This window comes from Streptomyces sp. NPDC056161 (assembly GCF_042268025.1).
Classification (GTDB): Bacteria; Actinomycetota; Actinomycetes; order Streptomycetales; family Streptomycetaceae; genus Streptomyces.
In genome coordinates, this window is sequence record NZ_JBHJUV010000054.1 from 45,815 (window position 1) to 63,490 (window position 17,676).

General features: G+C 68.8%; 28 protein-coding genes and 1 pseudogene. 3 read left to right on the plus strand and 26 right to left on the minus strand.

Features of this window, described 5'->3' with window-relative positions; genetic code table 11:
- Positions 1-31 precede the first annotated feature (31 nt).
- From ACFC09_RS36225 to ACFC09_RS36345, 25 genes are all read right to left on the minus strand, one after another.
- Positions 32-523, minus strand: coding sequence for a hypothetical protein (locus tag ACFC09_RS36225; protein ID WP_376535569.1), 492 nt, complete (start codon positions 521-523; stop codon positions 32-34).
- 520 nt (positions 524-1,043) lie between these two features.
- Positions 1,044-1,367, minus strand: coding sequence for a MazG-like family protein (locus ACFC09_RS36230; protein WP_376535571.1), 324 nt, complete (start codon positions 1,365-1,367; stop codon positions 1,044-1,046).
- Positions 1,368-1,450: 83 nt separating this feature from the next.
- Positions 1,451-1,822, minus strand: coding sequence for a hypothetical protein (locus ACFC09_RS36235; protein WP_376535573.1), 372 nt, complete (start codon positions 1,820-1,822; stop codon positions 1,451-1,453).
- 90 nt (positions 1,823-1,912) lie between these two features.
- A complete protein-coding gene (locus tag ACFC09_RS36240) occupies positions 1,913-2,389 on the minus strand; it encodes a hypothetical protein (protein ID WP_376535575.1) in 477 nt (158 codons plus the stop codon).
- Positions 2,389-2,670, minus strand: coding sequence for a hypothetical protein (locus ACFC09_RS36245; protein ID WP_376535577.1), 282 nt, complete (start codon positions 2,668-2,670; stop codon positions 2,389-2,391). Before ACFC09_RS36245 ends, ACFC09_RS36240 begins: the two co-directional genes overlap by 1 nt.
- Positions 2,670-4,034 carry a DnaB-like helicase C-terminal domain-containing protein gene (locus ACFC09_RS36250; protein ID WP_376535579.1) on the minus strand — a complete coding sequence of 455 codons (1,365 nt, stop codon included), beginning with the start codon at positions 4,032-4,034 and terminating at the stop codon, positions 2,670-2,672. Before ACFC09_RS36250 ends, ACFC09_RS36245 begins: the two co-directional genes overlap by 1 nt.
- On the minus strand, positions 4,031-4,648 hold the full coding sequence (locus ACFC09_RS36255) for a DnaA ATPase domain-containing protein (RefSeq protein ID WP_376535581.1): 618 nt from the start codon (positions 4,646-4,648) through the stop codon (positions 4,031-4,033). Before ACFC09_RS36255 ends, ACFC09_RS36250 begins: the two co-directional genes overlap by 4 nt.
- Positions 4,629-5,507, minus strand: a complete 879-nt coding sequence (locus tag ACFC09_RS36260; RefSeq protein WP_376535583.1) for a hypothetical protein — start codon at positions 5,505-5,507, stop codon at positions 4,629-4,631. The genes ACFC09_RS36255 and ACFC09_RS36260 overlap by 20 nt, the downstream gene beginning before the upstream one ends.
- Before the next feature lie 72 nt (positions 5,508-5,579).
- Complete coding sequence (locus tag ACFC09_RS36265) at positions 5,580-5,843, minus strand: hypothetical protein (RefSeq protein WP_376535585.1); 264 nt, start codon at positions 5,841-5,843, stop codon at positions 5,580-5,582.
- 163 nt (positions 5,844-6,006) lie between these two features.
- On the minus strand, positions 6,007-7,425 hold the full coding sequence (locus ACFC09_RS36270; RefSeq protein WP_376535587.1) for a DNA cytosine methyltransferase: 1,419 nt from the start codon (positions 7,423-7,425) through the stop codon (positions 6,007-6,009).
- Complete coding sequence (locus ACFC09_RS36275; RefSeq protein WP_376535589.1) at positions 7,425-8,249, minus strand: helix-turn-helix transcriptional regulator; 825 nt, start codon at positions 8,247-8,249, stop codon at positions 7,425-7,427. Before ACFC09_RS36275 ends, ACFC09_RS36270 begins: the two co-directional genes overlap by 1 nt.
- Entirely contained in the window at positions 8,246-8,383 is a 138-nt protein-coding gene (locus tag ACFC09_RS36280; RefSeq protein ID WP_376535591.1) for a hypothetical protein, read from the minus strand. Before ACFC09_RS36280 ends, ACFC09_RS36275 begins: the two co-directional genes overlap by 4 nt.
- Positions 8,383-8,748: a hypothetical protein gene (locus ACFC09_RS36285; RefSeq protein WP_376535593.1), complete on the minus strand. Its 366-nt coding sequence runs from the start codon at positions 8,746-8,748 to the stop codon at positions 8,383-8,385. The genes ACFC09_RS36280 and ACFC09_RS36285 overlap by 1 nt, the downstream gene beginning before the upstream one ends.
- A complete protein-coding gene (locus ACFC09_RS36290; RefSeq protein ID WP_376535595.1) occupies positions 8,748-9,122 on the minus strand; it encodes a DUF4326 domain-containing protein in 375 nt (124 codons plus the stop codon). The genes ACFC09_RS36285 and ACFC09_RS36290 overlap by 1 nt, the downstream gene beginning before the upstream one ends.
- 63 nt (positions 9,123-9,185) lie before the next feature.
- Positions 9,186-9,950 carry an ATP-binding protein gene (locus ACFC09_RS36295; RefSeq protein ID WP_376535597.1) on the minus strand — a complete coding sequence of 255 codons (765 nt, stop codon included), beginning with the start codon at positions 9,948-9,950 and terminating at the stop codon, positions 9,186-9,188.
- An 11-nt stretch (positions 9,951-9,961) separates the two neighbouring features.
- A complete protein-coding gene (locus tag ACFC09_RS36300) occupies positions 9,962-10,864 on the minus strand; it encodes a PD-(D/E)XK nuclease-like domain-containing protein (RefSeq protein WP_376535600.1) in 903 nt (300 codons plus the stop codon).
- Entirely contained in the window at positions 10,864-11,106 is a 243-nt protein-coding gene (locus ACFC09_RS36305; protein WP_376535602.1) for a hypothetical protein, read from the minus strand. The genes ACFC09_RS36300 and ACFC09_RS36305 overlap by 1 nt, the downstream gene beginning before the upstream one ends.
- A 131-nt stretch (positions 11,107-11,237) precedes the next feature.
- Positions 11,238-11,573: a hypothetical protein gene (locus ACFC09_RS36310; RefSeq protein ID WP_376535604.1), complete on the minus strand. Its 336-nt coding sequence runs from the start codon at positions 11,571-11,573 to the stop codon at positions 11,238-11,240.
- A gap of 106 nt (positions 11,574-11,679) precedes the next feature.
- Complete coding sequence (locus ACFC09_RS36315; RefSeq protein ID WP_376535606.1) at positions 11,680-11,994, minus strand: hypothetical protein; 315 nt, start codon at positions 11,992-11,994, stop codon at positions 11,680-11,682.
- Positions 11,994-12,440, minus strand: a complete 447-nt coding sequence (locus ACFC09_RS36320; protein ID WP_376535608.1) for a hypothetical protein — start codon at positions 12,438-12,440, stop codon at positions 11,994-11,996. The genes ACFC09_RS36315 and ACFC09_RS36320 overlap by 1 nt, the downstream gene beginning before the upstream one ends.
- Positions 12,437-12,973 carry a hypothetical protein gene (locus ACFC09_RS36325; RefSeq protein ID WP_376535610.1) on the minus strand — a complete coding sequence of 179 codons (537 nt, stop codon included), beginning with the start codon at positions 12,971-12,973 and terminating at the stop codon, positions 12,437-12,439. Before ACFC09_RS36325 ends, ACFC09_RS36320 begins: the two co-directional genes overlap by 4 nt.
- Positions 12,970-13,578 (minus strand): hypothetical protein, encoded by a 609-nt coding sequence (locus ACFC09_RS36330; RefSeq protein ID WP_376535612.1) that lies wholly within the window; start codon positions 13,576-13,578, stop codon positions 12,970-12,972. The genes ACFC09_RS36325 and ACFC09_RS36330 overlap by 4 nt, the downstream gene beginning before the upstream one ends.
- The gene (locus ACFC09_RS36335) at positions 13,575-13,883 is read right to left on the minus strand and encodes a hypothetical protein (RefSeq protein WP_376535614.1); all 309 of its coding nucleotides are present in this window, start codon (positions 13,881-13,883) and stop codon (positions 13,575-13,577) included. The genes ACFC09_RS36330 and ACFC09_RS36335 overlap by 4 nt, the downstream gene beginning before the upstream one ends.
- Positions 13,880-14,248, minus strand: coding sequence for a hypothetical protein (locus ACFC09_RS36340; protein WP_376535616.1), 369 nt, complete (start codon positions 14,246-14,248; stop codon positions 13,880-13,882). The genes ACFC09_RS36335 and ACFC09_RS36340 overlap by 4 nt, the downstream gene beginning before the upstream one ends.
- Positions 14,249-14,337: 89 nt before the next feature.
- Positions 14,338-14,544 carry a helix-turn-helix transcriptional regulator gene (locus tag ACFC09_RS36345; RefSeq protein ID WP_376535618.1) on the minus strand — a complete coding sequence of 69 codons (207 nt, stop codon included), beginning with the start codon at positions 14,542-14,544 and terminating at the stop codon, positions 14,338-14,340.
- 542 nt (positions 14,545-15,086) lie between these two features.
- Between ACFC09_RS36345 and ACFC09_RS36350 the strand changes: the two genes are divergently transcribed.
- The 3 genes from ACFC09_RS36350 (at position 15,087) to ACFC09_RS36360 (ending at position 17,447) form a co-directional block, all read left to right on the plus strand.
- Entirely contained in the window at positions 15,087-15,518 is a 432-nt protein-coding gene (locus tag ACFC09_RS36350) for a hypothetical protein (protein WP_376535620.1), read from the plus strand.
- A 157-nt stretch (positions 15,519-15,675) separates the two neighbouring features.
- Positions 15,676-16,125: a hypothetical protein gene (locus ACFC09_RS36355; RefSeq protein ID WP_376535622.1), complete on the plus strand. Its 450-nt coding sequence runs from the start codon at positions 15,676-15,678 to the stop codon at positions 16,123-16,125.
- A 23-nt stretch (positions 16,126-16,148) separates the two neighbouring features.
- Positions 16,149-17,447 (plus strand): tyrosine-type recombinase/integrase, encoded by a 1,299-nt coding sequence (locus ACFC09_RS36360; RefSeq protein ID WP_376535624.1) that lies wholly within the window; start codon positions 16,149-16,151, stop codon positions 17,445-17,447.
- Between the two features lie 87 nt (positions 17,448-17,534).
- On the opposite strand, the pseudogene ACFC09_RS36365 reads toward ACFC09_RS36360, so the two are convergent.
- Positions 17,535-17,676: pseudogene (locus tag ACFC09_RS36365) on the minus strand (peptidase C39 family protein); the annotation flags it as partial.

Consider the following 17,676-nt stretch of genomic DNA (forward strand, 5'->3'; position numbering starts at 1 on the left):
GTGAGGCGGCGCCGCCCGGCTCGGCTTGAGGTCACTCCCCCGTCTTCTCGCCGCCCCACCACCGGACGTCGTTGGCGGCTGCCTCGGCGATGGTCGGCCCGGCATCGTGGGCGGGCGCGGGCCGCTGGGGTCCGCGGATGCAGTTGATGAGGTCGGCGGCCATGGCGCGGGCCAGCGGGTCGGGTGCGTCCAACCAGACGTTGCCGAGGTTCTGCGCGCGGGCGACGGCGGCCTCGGCCTTCTCGGCGCGGTCGGTCTCGCGGATGGAGGAGTCGAGGACGTGGGCGCAGGATCCGCAGCTGGTGCCCCAGTTGATGCGGTTCTCGTAGTCACCGAGCCGATCGAGTTCGGGCCGCAGTTCGGCGAGGACGGCGTCGGCGCGACCGTAGGCGTTCCGCGTGACGATCTCGGGGCGGCGGAGCGTCGCGTACTTCGGGTCGTTGCCGCCTTCGGCCCAACGCATGAGCGCCTCGGCGATGCGCTGCCGGAGGTCCGCCGGGGCGGGGTTGGTCTGGTCGGTCACTGCTTGCCCTTTCCGGGTTGCTGGTTTGGTCTCTGACGGCCTTTTGGCCTCTGGTCGGGGTGACGGCCCGGAACGGGTCTCCCGGGCCGCCTGACGGCCGCCTGTCACGCCGCAGCCCCTGTACGCCTCTCTGCCGCCCTGTCGGCGCCTCCGTCGTCCCGAGCGCCCCGCGCGGGCTCCCGATCGCTCTGAGGGCAATCTGAGGGCCCTGGGGGCGCCTGTACGGCCCCATGTGCGTCACCCCCGACGGCGGCGAGTAGTTCCTCAACTCGCCCTTCCAGGGCCCGGATGGTGGCGTCGGCGGCTTCCCGGTGCCGCTGCAGGGCGCGCGTCGTGTGGGCGAGACTCCGGCGCGTCACGTCGGCCAACCGCCGTTCGGCCCGCCAGTAGTCGGCGAGCACCGCGGCCTCCGGGACGGTGAGGACGCCGCGAAGGGCACGGCCGAGCAGCACGTCAACAGTGGCCTGGCGTTGGACACGCTCGTGCTGGTTCGGTTTCGGGGCGCGGATGACGCGGGGCATCAGCCGGTCACCCCCACCCGGGCGGCGATCTTGTCGAGCTTGGCGGCGAGGAAGTCGTCAGGGTTGCCGTCGGCGATCGATACCAGTGCGACCGCGGCGGTGACGATCACGTCGCAGAGTTCTTCGCAGACGTCGGCCCGGGTGTGGGTGGTGCCCTTGCGCGGGTTCTGGCCGACGGTGCCGATCCATGCCTGGGCGACCTCGCCGGCCTCCTCCGACAGCTTGAGCAGGCGCAGGCAGATCTCCTGCTGGCTGCAGCCGTTCTCACGGTCCAGCCATCCGACTAGGCCGTAGATCGTCTTCCACTGGTCGGGGTTGAGCACGGGTTCCTCCAAGGGTTGGGTACGGTTCGGTGGCCAGCCGCCCGTGATTCGCCCACGGGCGGCTGGTGCGTGGTGGCGGGGCGCTATTCGCTCCAGCCGATGAGGCGGAACTCTGTGCCCTCCTCCTCCAGCTCCTCCTTGGAGCTGCACTGCTCGGACGCCCAGACGAGGCGCAGGATTGCGTCGCCGTGGGAGGGCGGGCTGGTCTGGTACTCGCCCCACAGCTGTCCGTAGTTGTCGAGCCAAACGGCGTCGTGCTTGTCGGTGGGCCGCCCGGCTAGCGGGGCGAGCCCGGCCTCGACTGCGGCGCGTAGCCACTCGGCGGCTTCGCCCAAGAGCACCTTCTGGCTCTGCTCGGTGAGGTCGCCCCATGCGGGGTTGATGCTGGACTCTTCGTGTGCGATGTCCTGCCGTCGCTGGGCAAGCTGTCGGACGCGGGGGTCAATGGTGGTCACGGGTTCCTCCTGGCGGGTCGGTAGGGTTCGGGTCCAGGCCCGCGCCGGATACGCCCCGGCGCGGGCCGCAGTGCTGTCAAGGGACGGGAGTCAGGCGGGCCGGGCAGAAGCGGGCGCCTTGTGGACGGACCAGCGGCCATCGGGGTGGCGGATGATCCAGTCGCCGAAGCGGGCGACATGCCGGCGGTCGGCGTAGTCGGTGGCCTCGACGTTGAAGACCGACAGGCCGTCGACCTTGAGGCCGCGCGGGGTACCGTCCGCCCGGCCTTTGGTGTTCGTCGGGTCGTCGACGTAGAACGGCTTTCCGTTGTCGATCCACCGCCAGAGGCCGCCGATGCTGCGCTCGGTCAGCTGGCGGACATCGCAGCCCGCGGCCTCCAGCTCGACGAGCGGCCAGCAGTCGGGGCACTCGCTGCGGACGTCGGTGAGGTTGCCGCACTCGTCGACATCGCGGTTGTCGGCGTCGCCGAGGTACTGGCCGCAGCCGTTGCAGGCGCGCTTGAGGCGGATCGTGGTCGAGCCGTCGTTGATCCGGTCAGGGGTGTTGGTGCGGGCGGTGGCGGTCATCAGGCGACCTCGCTTTCGTGGGAGTGGGTGATCGGTGCGGCGGGAACGGACTGCTTGCACTTGGCGCAGCTGCACCGGCCGGGCGGCGGGGTGGGTCCGGTGGCGGCGGTGCCTAACGGCCAGCCGCCGGCGTGCGTGATCCGGTAGCCGGGCTCCGGGACCGCGGCGAGCGGGGCCGGCTTGGGCTTGGTGCGGGTACGGCCGGTCAGGGAGATCAGGTAGTCGGTGAGGTCGCCGTCCTCGCGCATGGCGGCGATGTCGTCGACGGTGGGCCTGTCCATCACGACTCCGCCATGTCGACGAAACGGCCGTAGTGGAGCTGAGCGGCGACGGTGACAGTGCCCGGGGCTCCTCCGCGGTGCTTGCCGACAATCACGTCGGCCTCGCCCGCCCGGGGCGACTCCTTCTCGTAGGCGTCCTCGCGGTGCAGAAGGATGACGATGTCGGCGTCCTGCTCGATCGATCCGGACTCGCGGAGGTCGGACACCAGCGGGGTCTTGTCGGAACGCTGCTCGTTGCCTCGGTTGAGCTGAGCCAGGACGATGACGGTGATCCCGAATTCCTTGGCGATCAGCTTCAGCGTGCGGGAGATGATCGACACGGCAACCTGCCGGGACTCGGCGGGCGGCGCCTGCATCAACTGCAGGTAGTCGACGAAGACGACCTTGAGTCCGAACGTCCGCACCAGCGTGCGGATCTGAGCGCGCAGACCCGGCAGGGTCAGGTACGGGTTGTCGTCGATCTTCAAGGGAGCGTCGGCGATCGTCGGGAGCTTCTCCGCGGCCCGGACCAGGACGGTGTTGTCGACCTCGCCGCGCTTGAGGTGATGCACGGGGATCTTCACTTCGCCGCAGAGCATGGTGATCGTGAAGTCATGGCTGGACATCTCCAGCGACCAGATCGCCGTCGGTACACGGTTGGTGATCGCGGCGGCGCGAGCGAAGCAGGCAGCCAGCGTCGACTTGCCCATGGCCGGCCGGGCCCCGATGACGACCATCTGACCGCCGGCCCAGCCCCCGTTCAGCAGGATGTCGAGGTCGATGAACCCGGTGGGAACCCGGTCTTCCAGAGTCGGCTTCGTGGTGGCGCGTTCGATGACGGCAGGCAGCAGATCGCCGAGGTCGGCCATCTGCGACTGGCCGGCGGGCCGGATGAGGGCGTCGACCTCGGACTGGATGGCGGCCACGTCCGTGTCAGGGTCGAATGCCGGATTGGTTGCGCGGACACGGATGTTGACGCCGAGTGCGGCGGCACGGGCCGCGACCGCATTGCGTGCCACCTCGTTGGCCCACCATTCGGCGGCGCCGGGCTGGCCGATGACGTACAGCTCGCCAAGGTCGGTCTCGGTGAGCGGCCGGGAGACCATGCGACCTTCGGCGTGCCACCGCTGCAGAAGACGGGCAACGGCCTGCCAGCGGATCGCGGAGGCGGTCAGCGTGGACGCGAGTTCCTCGACCGCGTACCAGACCATGCGGTAGCGCTCGTCGGCGATGTCCGCGGGGTCGAAGCCCTTGGCGGACAGGTCGTCGACGCAGGCAGGCTCGGCCATGGCGGTGGCGGCGAGGATCTGCTCGGCTTTGAGGCGGTCGTCCGGTTCGGGCGCGGTGGCCTCGTCGGGCCCCCACATTTCGGTTTCGGTGCTCACGCGGCCACCTGCCGGCGGTCCGGGCCGGTGAGGCGGACGACGCTGGAGCCGCACATCTCGGCAAGCCGGGAGGCGACGCGCGGGCCAGTGACTTCGGACAGCTGGCTGGGCAGCACGTCACAGGTGATGATCACGGGGCGGCGGCGGATGTACCGCTCGTCGAAAATCTCGAACAGCCGCTCCTGTGTCCACGCGGAGGCTCGGGCGGCGGCCAGGTCGTCCACGAACAGCAGGTCGACCGTCTGGAGCTTCTTCACCAGCGAGCCGCCCTCGCCGTCGGGGGCGTCCGGGCGCAGGGCGTCGAACAGGGCCGTGGAGCGGTAGGTCTTGATGACAGGGCTGCCGCGCCAGGGCATGCCGGGCGCGTACTGGGCTTCGAGCCAGCGGTGGCAGGTCTTCCATGCGGTGTGGGTCTTGCCGACTCCGATGGCGCCGGTGAGGAACAGGCTGCGTCCGCCGAAGCCGGCGATCCAGTCGGCGACCTTGTCGGGCAGTTCGATGGGGCGGCGGTAGAGGTCGGGGGTGTTGTCGTCGAACCGGTTGAGCGCGATGGACTGGCGCTCCAGGAGGACGGATTCGCGGGGGCTGAGGCTGTCAGCCGAAGCGGAGGTCATCGGGGTTCTCCTCGTCGTCGTGGGAGGCGGTAGCGGGCCCGGTCGGCCGGCCCTTGCGCTGTTCGGCAGCGGCTTGGCGGCGGAGGGTGTCGTATTTCTGGCGGAGCTTGGCCGGGCTGAGGATGTGGGCCTGCCAGAAGTCGTTGGCGTGGGCCCAGTCGATGGCGGCCACGGCCTGCTCGGGCGTGATGCCGTCCTTGTCGATGAGCAGGCGGACGTCGTTGCGCCAGCGGTCGGTGATCTTCGGCTTCTTGCTGCCGCCTTTTTCGAGCACGGCGGCGAGGTGTCGGCAGACGCGTTCGACGTCGGCTCGGGGAGGGGCATCCGCGGGCTCCGAAGGAGTTCGCGTATATCTCTTTTCTTCTTCTGTCTCTGTCTCTGTCTCTGCTTCGGTTTTGCTTCCGTTTTGCTTCACCAAATGCGAAGCAAGTGCTTCACCGTTTGCTTCGCCCTTCGCGGCGGCTCGACGGGACTCACCGGAGCGCTTGCCACCCCTCTGACCTGCGGCGGAACGCTTCGCTCGAAGGTCTGCGACCTCGGAGGCTGACCGCTGGTGCTCCGTGTAGTCGTGGATGACGTATGTGTCGGGGGCTGCTTGGGGGCATCGCGGGCACTCGTGCGCGCCTTCGTGCCACAAGCCAACGCGAACCAGGGCCGAAGCACTTGCTTCGGGTTTGCTTCCGTCGGTCAGCCGGGGAACGAGACGCATGGGGATCACGCCGTCGGTCAACTGGCGGGAGGCGTAGGCGAGCCCGCAGATGTAGAGCCAGCCGGCTTCGCCCCCCGCTTCGATGATCTTCGGGTGGTCCGGCAGGCCGTCGTGCACCTTGACGTAGGTGCGCTTGTCCTTCTCGGCCATCGGGTCTCTTCTTCCTTGCTGATGCGGATGGGTTTGTACGGTGTGCCGCTGGTCAGAGCCAGGCGTGGGTGATCAACGCTTCCGGGATTTCGGTGGCACCGATACGCCAAAACGTGGCCATCTCTTGGCCACCTTCACGGCAGCGCCCCCGAAGGTGGCCATCTCTTGGCCACCTTCGCGGCAGCGACCCCCGAAGTAGGCACGCAAAGTGCGTGCGTTCTTCCTGAGTTGCTGCGAGATCAGAAACAGGTAGGGGCGCTGTTCCCTCTCGTCGAGCGTCAGGAAGTCGGAGTCCTCCCAGATACTGGCGAGGATCCGGCCGTGGCCGCGTGCCATCAGGGCCTACTTTCGGTCGAGTCGAGTTGGATCAAGGTTTCCGCTGCTCAAGAGATCCACATAGATCGTTCGGACAAGATCCGGGGAAAGATCCACTGCCCGCAGGGGCATCCGAAGGGGCTGCGCGCGCGGGGCCTGGCGCGCGCCCGGCACGGCACGGCGGTCACGCGGCGGCCTCGTACTGCTGCTGGGTGTTCCAGTCCTCGCCGAGGACGGCTTCGGCGACCATGGCGAACAGGTCCCGGGCGGAGGGCGGAGTGACAGCGTTCCCAGCAAGCCGGACGCGCTCCCGCTTGTTGCCGAGCCAGATGTAGTCCTCGGGGAACTCCATGGCCGCGGCGTACTCGTCGGGCTCCAGCATTCGGAACCCGAGTTCTTCGACGGCGGTGACGACGGCGCTCGGCACGATCGCGTGTCGGTCGACGGTGGTCACCGTGGGGATCGGCTCGGCGGCCGGGCGAGCGGTGCCGTTGCCGTAGTAGGGCACGACCAGGTTGGGCACGGTCAGCCCGTGGTGGTTGCCGGAGGCGCACACCGTGGCCAGCGGGTCGGACACGGGGCGGTGCGTGGAGCCGCCGCCCCGCAGTTCGACGATGTACGGCGGTACAGCGATGCCGGTCTCGTTGCGGGCGGTGCAGGTCCGCATGGGCAATGCCGCGGGCCGGGCCTGCTTGCCGTCGCGACCTTCGACGGGCACGAGGAGCGGGACCCCGTAGGTGTCGAAGCCGTCGCGGACCCGCTTCATGGTCTTCTCGGCGAGCGGCTTGGCGCGATCTCCGATACGGACCGCGGGAAGCGTCCAGTCGATGGCGTCCGCGGCCGGCCGCACCGCGGGGAAGACTTCGGCGTGACAGCGGGCAGTGGGGCAGCGCCATACGTACTGGCTCTTGTACTTGCCGTATCGGCGGTCCGGGTTCTTCCACACCTGGACGGCGCGCACGGCCTTGTCGCACTTGCCGCAGTGCGCGGTGGGCCGGGTGAACTTGTCGAAGTCGGGGTCGCGTTCGCCTTCCAGCCAGAAGATGACGTAGGCCCGATCGCGGGACTGGGGCGCTCCGTCACCGAGAGCTTGGGCGTGCATGGAGTTGAGGCAGACGAGCCGGGACCGGTACTTCATGGCGTGCATGGCGGAGATCCAGGCAGGCCACAGGATCCAGTCGCGGGCGTCGACGACGTTCTCGACGATGATCGCCCGGTAGCGGTGGTGCTCGGCGAACCGGACAACGTCCCACATCGTCGCCCGAGAGCGCTCCGCGGCCTCGTCGGGGAGGACTTCGCCGAACAGGTCGGGGGTGGCGTCGCGGTGGCGGCGGGCGCCCTTGGCGATCGAGTGGTTCGTGCACGACGGGGAGAACCACGCGAACGTCGTCGTCGGGTAGCGGCGTGGGTCAACCTGGGAGATGTCGGCGCAGTCGTGGTCGGTTTCGGGGTGGTTGGCGTTGTGGACGTCGACGGCGAGCCGCCAGTGGTTCAGGGCGGTACGAACTACTCCCCCGGCCTGGCGGATACCGGTCGAGGATCCCCCGGCGCCGGCGAAGCCGTCGGTGGAGTCCGCGGCGAGAGTGCGGAGGTTGACCAGCATCAGGCGGCACTCCTTTCGGGCTGCTTCCGCTGCCGCTTCTGGCCGGTGCGCCACTCCAGGACGATCTGCCGGACGGTGCTGATGGACACCTCGCCGCCGAGGCGGGCGTGGATCTGCTCGGGGGTCTCGCCGTGCCACGCAAGGTGGATGATTTCCTCGCGGCGGAGGGCAGCCCGCTCGTGGAAGTTGAGGATGCGCGCGTCGGTCTCTTCGGGCTGCTCGCTCGGGTCGTCGATGTCGTCCCAGGCGGCTGGCCCGTGCCATCCCTTCTTGCTGGCGAGGATGCGGGACCGGTCGCTGGGGCCCGGCTGGCGGATGAGGTGCTGGTAGAGGAGGGCGACGGCGTGGGCGGTGGTGGCCCGGACGTTGCGGAGTTCGCCGCGGGCGATGTTGCCGAGGGCCGTCGGGTAGATGCCGAGCTGCGGGGAGAGCTGTTCGATGGGCCAGCCGATGACGGCGAGGGCGCGCAGGCGACGGGTTGTGCCGGTGGCGTCGACGTCTCGGGTGTCGGTCGGGGCGGGCCCGATGGGCACGGAGAGGATGGCGAGCGCGGTCCGCTTGGAGACGTTCGCGGTGCCCGCCTCGACGGCTCCGACGGTGCGGTGAGCGAGGCCAGCGGCGCGCGCGATCTGAGCCTGGGTCCAACCGGCGGCGAGGAGTCGCTCAATGTGATGGCGGGTCTGGGTGGCGTCGCAGCGGCGGCGCTGTCCGCGGTGGCGTTCGAGGCGCAGCCGGCTCATGTACTGGTAGTCCGCCTGCTTGCACTCGGGCCGGGAGCAACCGTGTTGGTAGCAGGCTCGGGACGGGGTGTGGTCGGTGGTCACGGCTTCTCGTTCTCCTTCCGGGCTGTCTGGGTGGTGGTGCGGTTGAGGAGTGCGCCGATTCCGGCGCCGGCCGCGGAGGCGGCGATGAGGGCGAGCCAGATGAGGCCGAGGTTGAGGTGCTGCAGGCGGTCCATCAGGCGGCAGCCCTCCGGAAAGTGGCCGTGCCGGTCCACTGCTTGCAGATGGAGCCGTGGACGGTGGAGCGCTTCGACCGGACGTAGCCGGCTTCCTCGATGACTCCGGCGCGGGCGGCCCCGTTGAAGGCGGCGCCCCAGCGGGCCGAGTGGTCGGGCTCGTCGACGAGGCCCTCGGCGATCAGGTCGGCGGCTTGGAAGGGCTGGCCGCGGCGGGCCATGAGTTCTATCGCGGCGCGGCAGGCGGTCGCCCAGTCCGGCGCCGTGTTCGCGGCGGCGCGGGCGATCCCGTCGGCCTTCGCCGCCTCGCCGGCGGCCGGGCTGACCGTGCCCTGCACCGGCATGGGGAGCTGGAGCTGGGTCATCAGGCCGCCGCCTCGTTCGCCAGCTTCAGCAGGACAGCGGCGTGGCAGTGGTCGGGCTGGCCCGGCTCCGGGAGCGGGCACGTGCACGCGAGGTCTTTGCCGCGCAGCGTGTGGAGTTCGGCGAGGACGCGGCGGCGGTCGAAGACCTGCTTGCCGATGCGGTAGGTCTGTTCGTACCAGCCGCCTGCGGTGCCGACGCGCAGCCACTCGCGGTAGTTCTCGGCGCAGGCGCTGCGGGGGTCACCCATCTCGGCTTCGACGGCGGCGGCGATGGTGAACGGGTTGCCGAAGCGGCTGGGGCGGCTGACGATCACGCAGTTGTCGGGCTTGCGCCACCCGGCGGTGCGGCGGCGCTGGATACGGACGGGACTCATTCTGTGATCTCCTTGAAGTGGCGGGGCTGCCGCAGGTTCGGGCCGCGGCAGCCCCGAAGGCGGTTACTCGGTGGGTTCGGGGCTGGCGTTCAGCCAGGCGAGGAGCGGCGCGGCGATGTCGCGGGCCCCGACGGGCCGTTCGATGACCTTGCGGTGGAGGTCGGGGCAGCGGGACTTGAGGACTTCGAGCCGGTTGTCGAGGTCCATCGCTACGGCGACGTCGAATTCGTACTCGATGCCCTTGCGCTGTTCGGGCCGCATGCCGACCCGCTGGGGTTTGCCGCCTTCCAGCACCCACTCGGTGTAGGAGCGCATCGAGGCGACGACGTGGCCGGGGTAGGCGAGGATCGCGGCGACCATGTCGTTTTGGAGCGGGGTGCCGTCTTTCCATCCGGCGAATTTGTTGCCGCCGTACTTCGCCTTGGCCTTCTCGACCTGGTCGAGGGTGCCGTCGGTGCCCTTCCAGAAGTGGCTGAGGCTGTCGACGAAGACGGTGGGGTAGCCGGCCGTCGCCGCGGAGTCGAGGACGCGGACGAGGTCGCGAGGGTCGTAGCGGTCCATGGAGACCGCGTCGAACTGGATACCGCCGATCCCGGCGTACAGGCTGGCAGCGCCACCTTCGGTGTCGATGACGGCGAACTTGCGGCCTTCGGAGAGGCCGTGGGCGATGGACAGCCCGGTCCAGGTCTTGCCGGAGCCGGATGCGCCCTGGATGGACAGCCGGGCTTTGCGTCCGGCCTTGCTGGCGGGCCGGAACGCGAACTGGGCGTCAGCGTCCTGCTGCTGGGCGGGGCGTGTGGTGCGGACGGGCGGCGGAAGCTGGGACATGCGGGTTGCTCCTAGGCGTACTGGCGCTCGACCCACGAGGGGAGCGCGATCATCGGGTTCGGCAGGTAGCCCGGCCAGTCGCTGGACTCGCGGCAGATGGCGTAGGTGTTGAGGGCGACCTCGTTGAGGTGGCGGCCGATGCCACGGGCCATCGGGTCACAGGTGGTGACCAAGACGAGGTAGGGCGGCTCTTTCTCCTGCACCACGAACTGCATCGGCCGATCCGGGTCGACCAGGTCGAGCGCCGTGCCGCCGACCTCGTACCAGTCCTGTTGCTGGTGGTAGCCGTGCTCGTTGAACGCCTTCTCCAGGTCTTCGCGGCGGCAGGATCGGGCGGTCTTGTAGTCGACGATCCGGCCGTCGTTGCGCAGCCAGTCGAAGCGGCAGCGGCGCCAGATGCCGTTGTCCTCCCAGAAGGCCGACTGTTCGGCGACGCCGGAGCCGGGCTCCAGCAGGCGGGCTGCTTCTTCGTTGGCGCGGAGGGCGGCGGCCATGGCTCGGACCTGGTCCAGCTCGTGGCGCTTGAGCGGGATGTCGCCGGCGGACCGTATGGCCGCTACCTCGGCCTTGATGCTGTCGGTGTTCCACTTCTCGGCGTCGACGAGGACCAGCTCCGGGCCGTCGTCGAGGACGAGTTTGTGGGCGGCGGTGCCGAGTTCGAGGGCCTTGTTGTGGGGCTGCGGGTTGTCGAGCCAGTGCTTGAACTTGGCGGGGCACTCGGTGACGAGCTTGCGGGCGCCGGTGGAGGACAGGCTGCCGCCGGGGATCGGATCGGAGTGGTAGAGGTCGGCGGAGATGTCGTACAGGCCGGGCTCGGCGGCGGCTGCAATGCCATCGGCGCAGTCCTCGCAGAGGCCGCCTCGGGTGAACGGCCCGCCGGTGTTGCCGCACAGGCGGCAGGCGAGCGGGCTCATCAGAACGGGGCCTCCGTGGCGTAGTCGGCGGTGGTCCGCCGCCAGAGCGGGATGCGGTAGTGGCGGAGCCGGTCGGTGCAGTGGCAGGTGACGGGCTCAGGGCTCTCGCCGTCGTAGCCGCCGTCCCACCAGCCGCCCGCGCCGTCGCAGTACCGACAGTTCGGGTCGGGGATCTGCTGGAGGTGTACGGCCCGCTGGTACAGCTCGACCCGCCAGCGGCGGAAGGGGCTCAGGAGGCGCATGTGAGGCTCCAAATGGGTGTCGTGTGGTGGGGCCCGCCGCCCGGGTGGGAGTGCCGCGAGCGGCGGGCCCTGGTGCCGCGGAGCGCGAGGGGGTGCGCTGCCTGCGGCGGCTGGGGGCGTGGCTGGGGCGGTCAGACGCGGGGGCGGGTGCGGTTTACGCAGAACGCCTTAGCGATCCGCTCGCGCATCTCGTCCCGGTCGACCTGGGCGCGAAGGGCGTCGACGTCCTTGGTCCAGTCGGCGAGGTCAGCGATCGTGTGTGCCCCACGAAGGGCGTCGGCTTCGTCCATGGCTGATGCGATCAGCAGGCCGGAGTGGTGGCCGACGCTCCAGCGGTGGATGCTCTCGGGTTCGACCTCGTCGGGGATCTCGTAGACGAACAGGCCGGGGACGGGGCTGGTGGCCGCGACGGTGTAGTCGCCCTGGTCCGTGCTGAATGTGTGAGTGAGTGCGGTGGTGCTGGTCACGGTGTCCTCCGTGGGATGCTGGTTGTGGATCCCCGGGTGTCTGTCGCACTCGGGGCTTCTTCTGGGCGTCCGGTCGGCGGATGACGAAGGCCGCCGGCCGGGCGGGTCAGATGCGGCCGGGGTCAGTGGTGGCCCTCTGGTGCTGGCCGCACTCCCAGGCGTCAGAGAGTTCGGCGTGGTAGCGGTCCTTGGCGACGAGGGCCCAGGTGTATCCGCGACGGCTTTCGTCGTCGCGCTCCCGCTTCAGCGGCACCATGTGCTCGTGCGCCTGCTCGGCCGATGCCAGCACCTTCACGGTCTTGCCCTTCGGCTTGGTCGTGGTGGTGAGGGCGACGATGCAGCCGCACGGGGCGGACTGGATCCAGTAGCAGCCGGTCAACGGCAGCATCTGACCGTCGATCTCGACCTTCAGTTCAGGCATCACTGGTCCCCCATGAAGTCGTCGTCGATGTCGATGTGGCCGCTGGCGATGGATTCGATGGCGTCCGGGTCGGTGATCCAGGCGGGTACGGGGCGGCGGGTGGTCCGGTCGGTGAGGGTGTTGGTGGCGGCGCACCAGGTCTGCGGGTGGTCCCAGTTCGCGGCCGGGTAGGCACCTTGCAGGAGCGCGGTGATCTGCCGGGAGCCGCCTGCCTGGAACGTGAGGACGATGCCGTCGGCGGTGAGGGCGCGGGCGATGAAGTGCCGCATGCCTGCACCGGTGCCGTCGGTCCACAGTGGGGTGATGAGGATGGCGGCGACGCCGGGGGCGATCCGCTGGATGCGGTGTCGGAGCTGGGTGTGGTGGCGGCGCCTGCGGCCCGCGGACGCCTTCCGCGGGCGCACCGGCAGCGCTTCGGCCAGCGGGCGGCTGGTCGGGGCGGTCACCGGGACTCACCACCCTTGGCCAGGCGGCGCACGTCGTTGGCGGCGCCGCGCATCACGCGGGCGCGGTAGCTCTGATCTGGCTCGGAGTCGGCCATGCCGTCGAACATGTCGGCGGCCTCTGCCAATGCCGTAGACCGTGCCTCGTCGCGTTCGGCGCGGGCCGCGGCCAGCTCACGCCTCGCCGTGCGCGTCTCGTTCTCCGCCAGGAGCCGCGCCTGGCCCGACTCCTCTACCTGCGCGTGCAGCCGTTCGTTCGTCTGGAACACCGCATTGCGCTGGTCACGGAACGCGTCACGGGACTTGCGTAGCCGCTCGTGCTCGGCCGCGGCCCGCTGGAGCCACGACACCAGCGGCACGATCGAGCTGCTGTCCCAACCGGCCTGCCAGTCCACGATCCGCCGGTCATACGCGCCCAACTCCACCCCGGCCGCAGCCAGCGCGTCGGTGATCAGCTCCAGGGCGGTGTCCTTGCCGATGTACTGCGCGCGGGGTTCAGTCTCGAACGGACCCTCGGGGATCACGATGTCGGTCATGCCGCCACCGCCTTCCGGGCGGCGTCCCACAGGTCGATGCCACGGCGGATCGCGTGGCAGCAGTACAGGAAGCCCGGCTTGAAGTCGCAGAACTTCCACTCCCGCGTCTCGCCGAAGGTCCAGCCGTCGTACCGGAATGCGTCCAGCTCGGCGCGGGCGCCAGCCTCGTGGCTGATGTCGCCCCACTCGAAGATGTCGCGAGTAACCTCGGCGCCAATACCACGCGGGGCGTCGCCGTTGCGGATCGCTTCGACGACGTGCTGCTTGACCTGCTGCTCGAAGAGGTCATCGGAGAACCCCTCGACTTCGTCGCGTCCTGCGCGGACCTTCTCCGACCAGTAGCCGGGGTTGATCTCGCCGGTGAAGGCGGTCTTCCGGAACAGGTTGAACATGTCGGGGGTGGCGTCGATGTCGAAGTGGAAGGTCCAGCCCGCCTTGACGACCAGGTTGTACGGCCAGGTGATGAGGTCGAACGGGGTGTGCCCGTCGGGCGCCGGGTTCGTGAACCGCAGGTGCCGGTACAGGCCGTCGTCGTGCAGCACCGTCATGCGGTGGCTGGCCGTGTCACGGGCGAACCGGGCCGCGATCTCGGGGTAGTCAGTCATCGGGCACCGCCGGTCTGCTCGGCCTTGAGGCGGGCGATCTCCGCGCGAGCGTCAGCCAGTTCGTTGACGGCAGTGCGCTCCTGCTCGACTCGGGCCGCGAGTTCGTCACGCCAAGCGGCAACCGACGCGGCGAACCTGTCGGCGACCTCCAGTTGCTCGTCGATGCTGAGCTTCCAGTCGAGCTGGAAGGTGATGTAGCCGGGCGCGTGGTGGCCGTCGGGCTCGACGTACAGCGCCGGGTCCACGGACGCGACGCCCCGGATGTGGGTCTTTTCGCCGATGAAGAAGGTGAGGCTGTAGCTCATCGGGCCGCCTCCTCGAACAGCTGGGTGACCAGGTCGTTGGTGGCCTGCGCGGAGTCGTTCCAGCAGTCGAGGCACAGCCACGAGACGGGCATCACGGCGCCGATCGGGTGCCACGGCTGCTCCTCCGGCTGAAAGCGGTACACGCGCCGCTCCCTGTTGCACGCCTCGCAGGTACCGTCATGGGCGGTGTTGGCGATGAGCGTTTCGGCCTGGCGGCGGAGTTCGTCCTGCACCTGCTCATAGGTCAGGCCGCAGTCGCACGGCCCGGGACGGACGATCGATCCGTGCGGGGGCTGGATCGGGAAGCTGTGCTTGCAGAGCGAGACCTTCTTGGTCTCTGTGGCTGATGAGATACTGGGAGCCACGCGGCTCCCTCCTTTCGCTCTGGTGTGAGGGTTGATCGCGTCGAGGTCGCCCGGACTGGTCGTTGGGGCGGCCTCATTTGCGTGCCGCGTCAGGCGGCAGCGCGGGCGGGGGCGTCTTCGTTCATCCAGGCGTCGAGGTCGCTGATCTTGTAGCGGTAGGCGCGGCGCCCGTGACGCTTGCCTTTCGGGCCGACTCCATCGCGTCGCCAGCGGTAGAGGGTGACGACGTGAACGGCGAGGTACTCGGCGGCCTCGGCGCTCCAGAGCCATCCCTTCGGTGGGGGCTTGTTCGGCATTGGTCTATTCCTTGATCGTCGGGACTGATGAGCGAGACGTTCGGTTCGGATCTGGAGACGGAGGGGGCGCGAAAAGGGGGAAGATCGCACTACCGACAGCCTCCGCGAGGGCGGTCGCGTCGTCGACATCGGCGGTCGGCTGCCGACCTGTCAGGAGCTTCTCTATGACCCCCTGACTGACCCCGGACTCGTCGGCCAGGGTTCGGACCGAGAAGGGTTTCCCTCGGCCCGGAAATTCCATGTAGTGCTTGAGGAGCGCTATGTCGCGCAGGATCCAGCGTCTGCTTGCACGTCGGCTCACGATGCCCCCGGTGGTGCGGTCTGCTTGCCTAACAGAGCAAAGCACAGTCGAGCCGATTCGTCTACAAATCCGAGACGACCGATAGGCGTCTACCGGCCAGACCCCCGGCTAGCTAGCATTGATCTGTAGACGATCTGTCTCGGATCCAGGATGGTTGTACGGACTGAGCTGGTACTTTTCCGGAGCACGACGCCCCCTAGAGAGACAGTCGGTATCTGAGATGACGCGAGAGGACGAGGACATGACGGCAGCGGTTCCCGACCGGGCGACCGGTACGGATGAGCCGAGTCCCCGAGGTGCGCTCTCGCAGCTCATCCAGGACGCCAATGATCGTGGCCTCTCCTACGCCAAGATGTCCCAGAGGGCGGTCGACCCCGAGACTGGCGTCAAACTGTCCAAGCCCTACCTGCAGAGGCTCGTTGCCAATCCGCCGACCAGCGCGCCCAGCCCCGCACAGCTGAAGGCCCTCTCCATCGCCCTGCGCGTGACTGAGCGGCGCGTCAAGGCCGCCGCCGCGGCGCAGTGGCTGGAATACGAAGCGACTGAGCTGGCCGGCTACAACGACGAGGTGCGCATCATCGTCAGCCACCTTGCAGGCATGCCTGAGGCCGAGCTGCGCCGCTGGCGGGCAATGATCGAGGCAGACGAGCGCGCGCGTCACGAGAACGACTAGCCGCGATCATTCCGGCAAGTCGCCACACCACCGAAAAAGTCCGTAAGTAGACATTCACCTCAACTGATTGTCGATGTCTGCTCACTGGACGTATCCTTCCACACCCGTGCGCTTCCGGCTCATGCCGCGCAGGCGCACTGCAACAACGGGAGGGTGCATGCTGCGCGTTGTGTACGAAGCCACCACCGATCTCAGCCCGGATCAGGCCGTCGAGATCCTGGAAACCCGCGGGCGGGTCACCATTAAGCTCCGCGCGGGCACTGTTGCGGAGGACTACATCGCCCCGTTGAACAGGGCGCTCGCTGCTTTCGTCGGTGAGTGTGGCTGGTTCCAGATCTGGAGGGGCCAGGTCATCAGCGCCGCCTCCCCCGAGAGTCCGCTCACCGTGCAGTTCGTAGCAGACCCCAAGCTTGACCGCATCCAGGCTGTTCAGATCAGGGAGAGCCGGGGGGTCGTTCGGCTGCACGTCTGCCCCGAATTGACCGCGGCCGAACTCGCCCGCGCCGTGAACCGTCCTATCGAACTGTTCCTGGCGGGCGGCCAGTGGTTCCAGCTGTGGCAGGGTGAGATCGTCACGATGGATGATCAGGGCAGCGCGGCTGCCTGACCCGCACCGTCCAGGAGTACTGCATGCCTGGTTATATCGAGGACCGGTGGCTGACCAAGAAACCGGATCCGGAGACCGGTGAGAAGCGACAGACGGCACGCTGGGGCAAGGGCAAGCGCTACCGGGTGGCCGGCATCCCGGGAGTGAAGGACCGGTCGTTCGAGAAGCTCCACGGCCCCGAGGGCGCCAAGGCGTGGCTGGCGAAGGCTCAGCATGAGTCGACGGCGGGCGAATTCATTGATCCCCGTCGCGGCCAGATGCTCCTGAAGGAGTACATCGAGCAGGAGTGGTGGCCGCGGCGCGACTATGACAATCCCTCGACCGAGAAGACGGTGCGGGGCCGGGTGTGGACGCACATCATTCCCCACCTCGGCAACTACCAGCTCAACGCGATCAAAACCAAGCAGCTCGGCGAGTGGCTGCAGGCGTTGAAAGCCTCGACCGGTCCGGGCACCGCCAACGAGTCGTGGCGCTACCTGTCGGCCGTCTTCCAGTCCGCGATCGACGATGAGCGGCTGACCCGAAATCCGTGCCGGAAGCAGACGACGCTGCGAGTGCCGACGCGTCCCCCGGCCAAGGCCAGGGCCTGGCCAAAGGAGCGCGTGCTCGCCGTGCAGGCCGCCATGGACGAGCGCTTCCAGATCTGCGTCGATCTGGGCGTCGGAGCAGGCATGCGCTCGGGCGAGGTGTTCGGGCTGTCTGTGGACGACATCGACTTCGTCGGCGAGCGGATCCTGGTGCGCCGGCAGGTGAAGAAGGTCGGGGCGAAGCTGGTGTACGCCCTCCCCAAGGGTGAGAAGACGCGCGAGGTGCCTGTCCCCCAGTATCTGCTGAAGCGGATCCAGGAGTCCCTCGATCGGCGCCCAGCCCAGGCGGTAACGCTCCCGTGGAAGGATCCGCGCCCGCCGAAAACGGACCGGGAGGCGGAGGAACGCGCCCCACAGCGGCATGCTCTGATCCTGACGTCGGCGTGGGGTGGAGCCATGCGCCGCGACGGATTCGATCGGCGGATCTGGAAACCGGCCCTTGCTGCCGCCGGAGTGATCCCGCCGCCGGTGGTGACGACGCAGCCCGTGAAGCATCGACCCGGGACTTTCCGGACGGTGACGACGTATGCAGAGAGCCGCGAGGACGGCTTCCATGCGTTGCGGCACACGTTCGCCAGTGTGCAGCTGGACGCACGGGAGACGATCGTGGCAGTCTCGAAGTGGCTAGGCCATGCGGATCCGTCGATCACCCTCCGGATCTACGCGCACATGCTGCCCGAGGCGGACGGCCGGGGCCGCTCGGCGATGCAGAACTGGTTTGAGAGTTCCTCGTAGTGGATCTCCCCAGATTCTCCCCAGCGAGACTGGATCAAGGAAAAGCAAGGGCCCTCCCGGCTCCCGGGAGGGCCCTTCACTTAGCTCTCAGTGTACGCCAACCTGAGCCAGTGCACTCCTCTGACCTGGGGAAAGCTGCGCCGGGAAGTAGAGGTAGCAGACCCCGCCGGTGCCCGAGGCCACCGTTCCACTGGCGTTGTACCGCTTGGTCCTGAGCCAGATGTTCTCC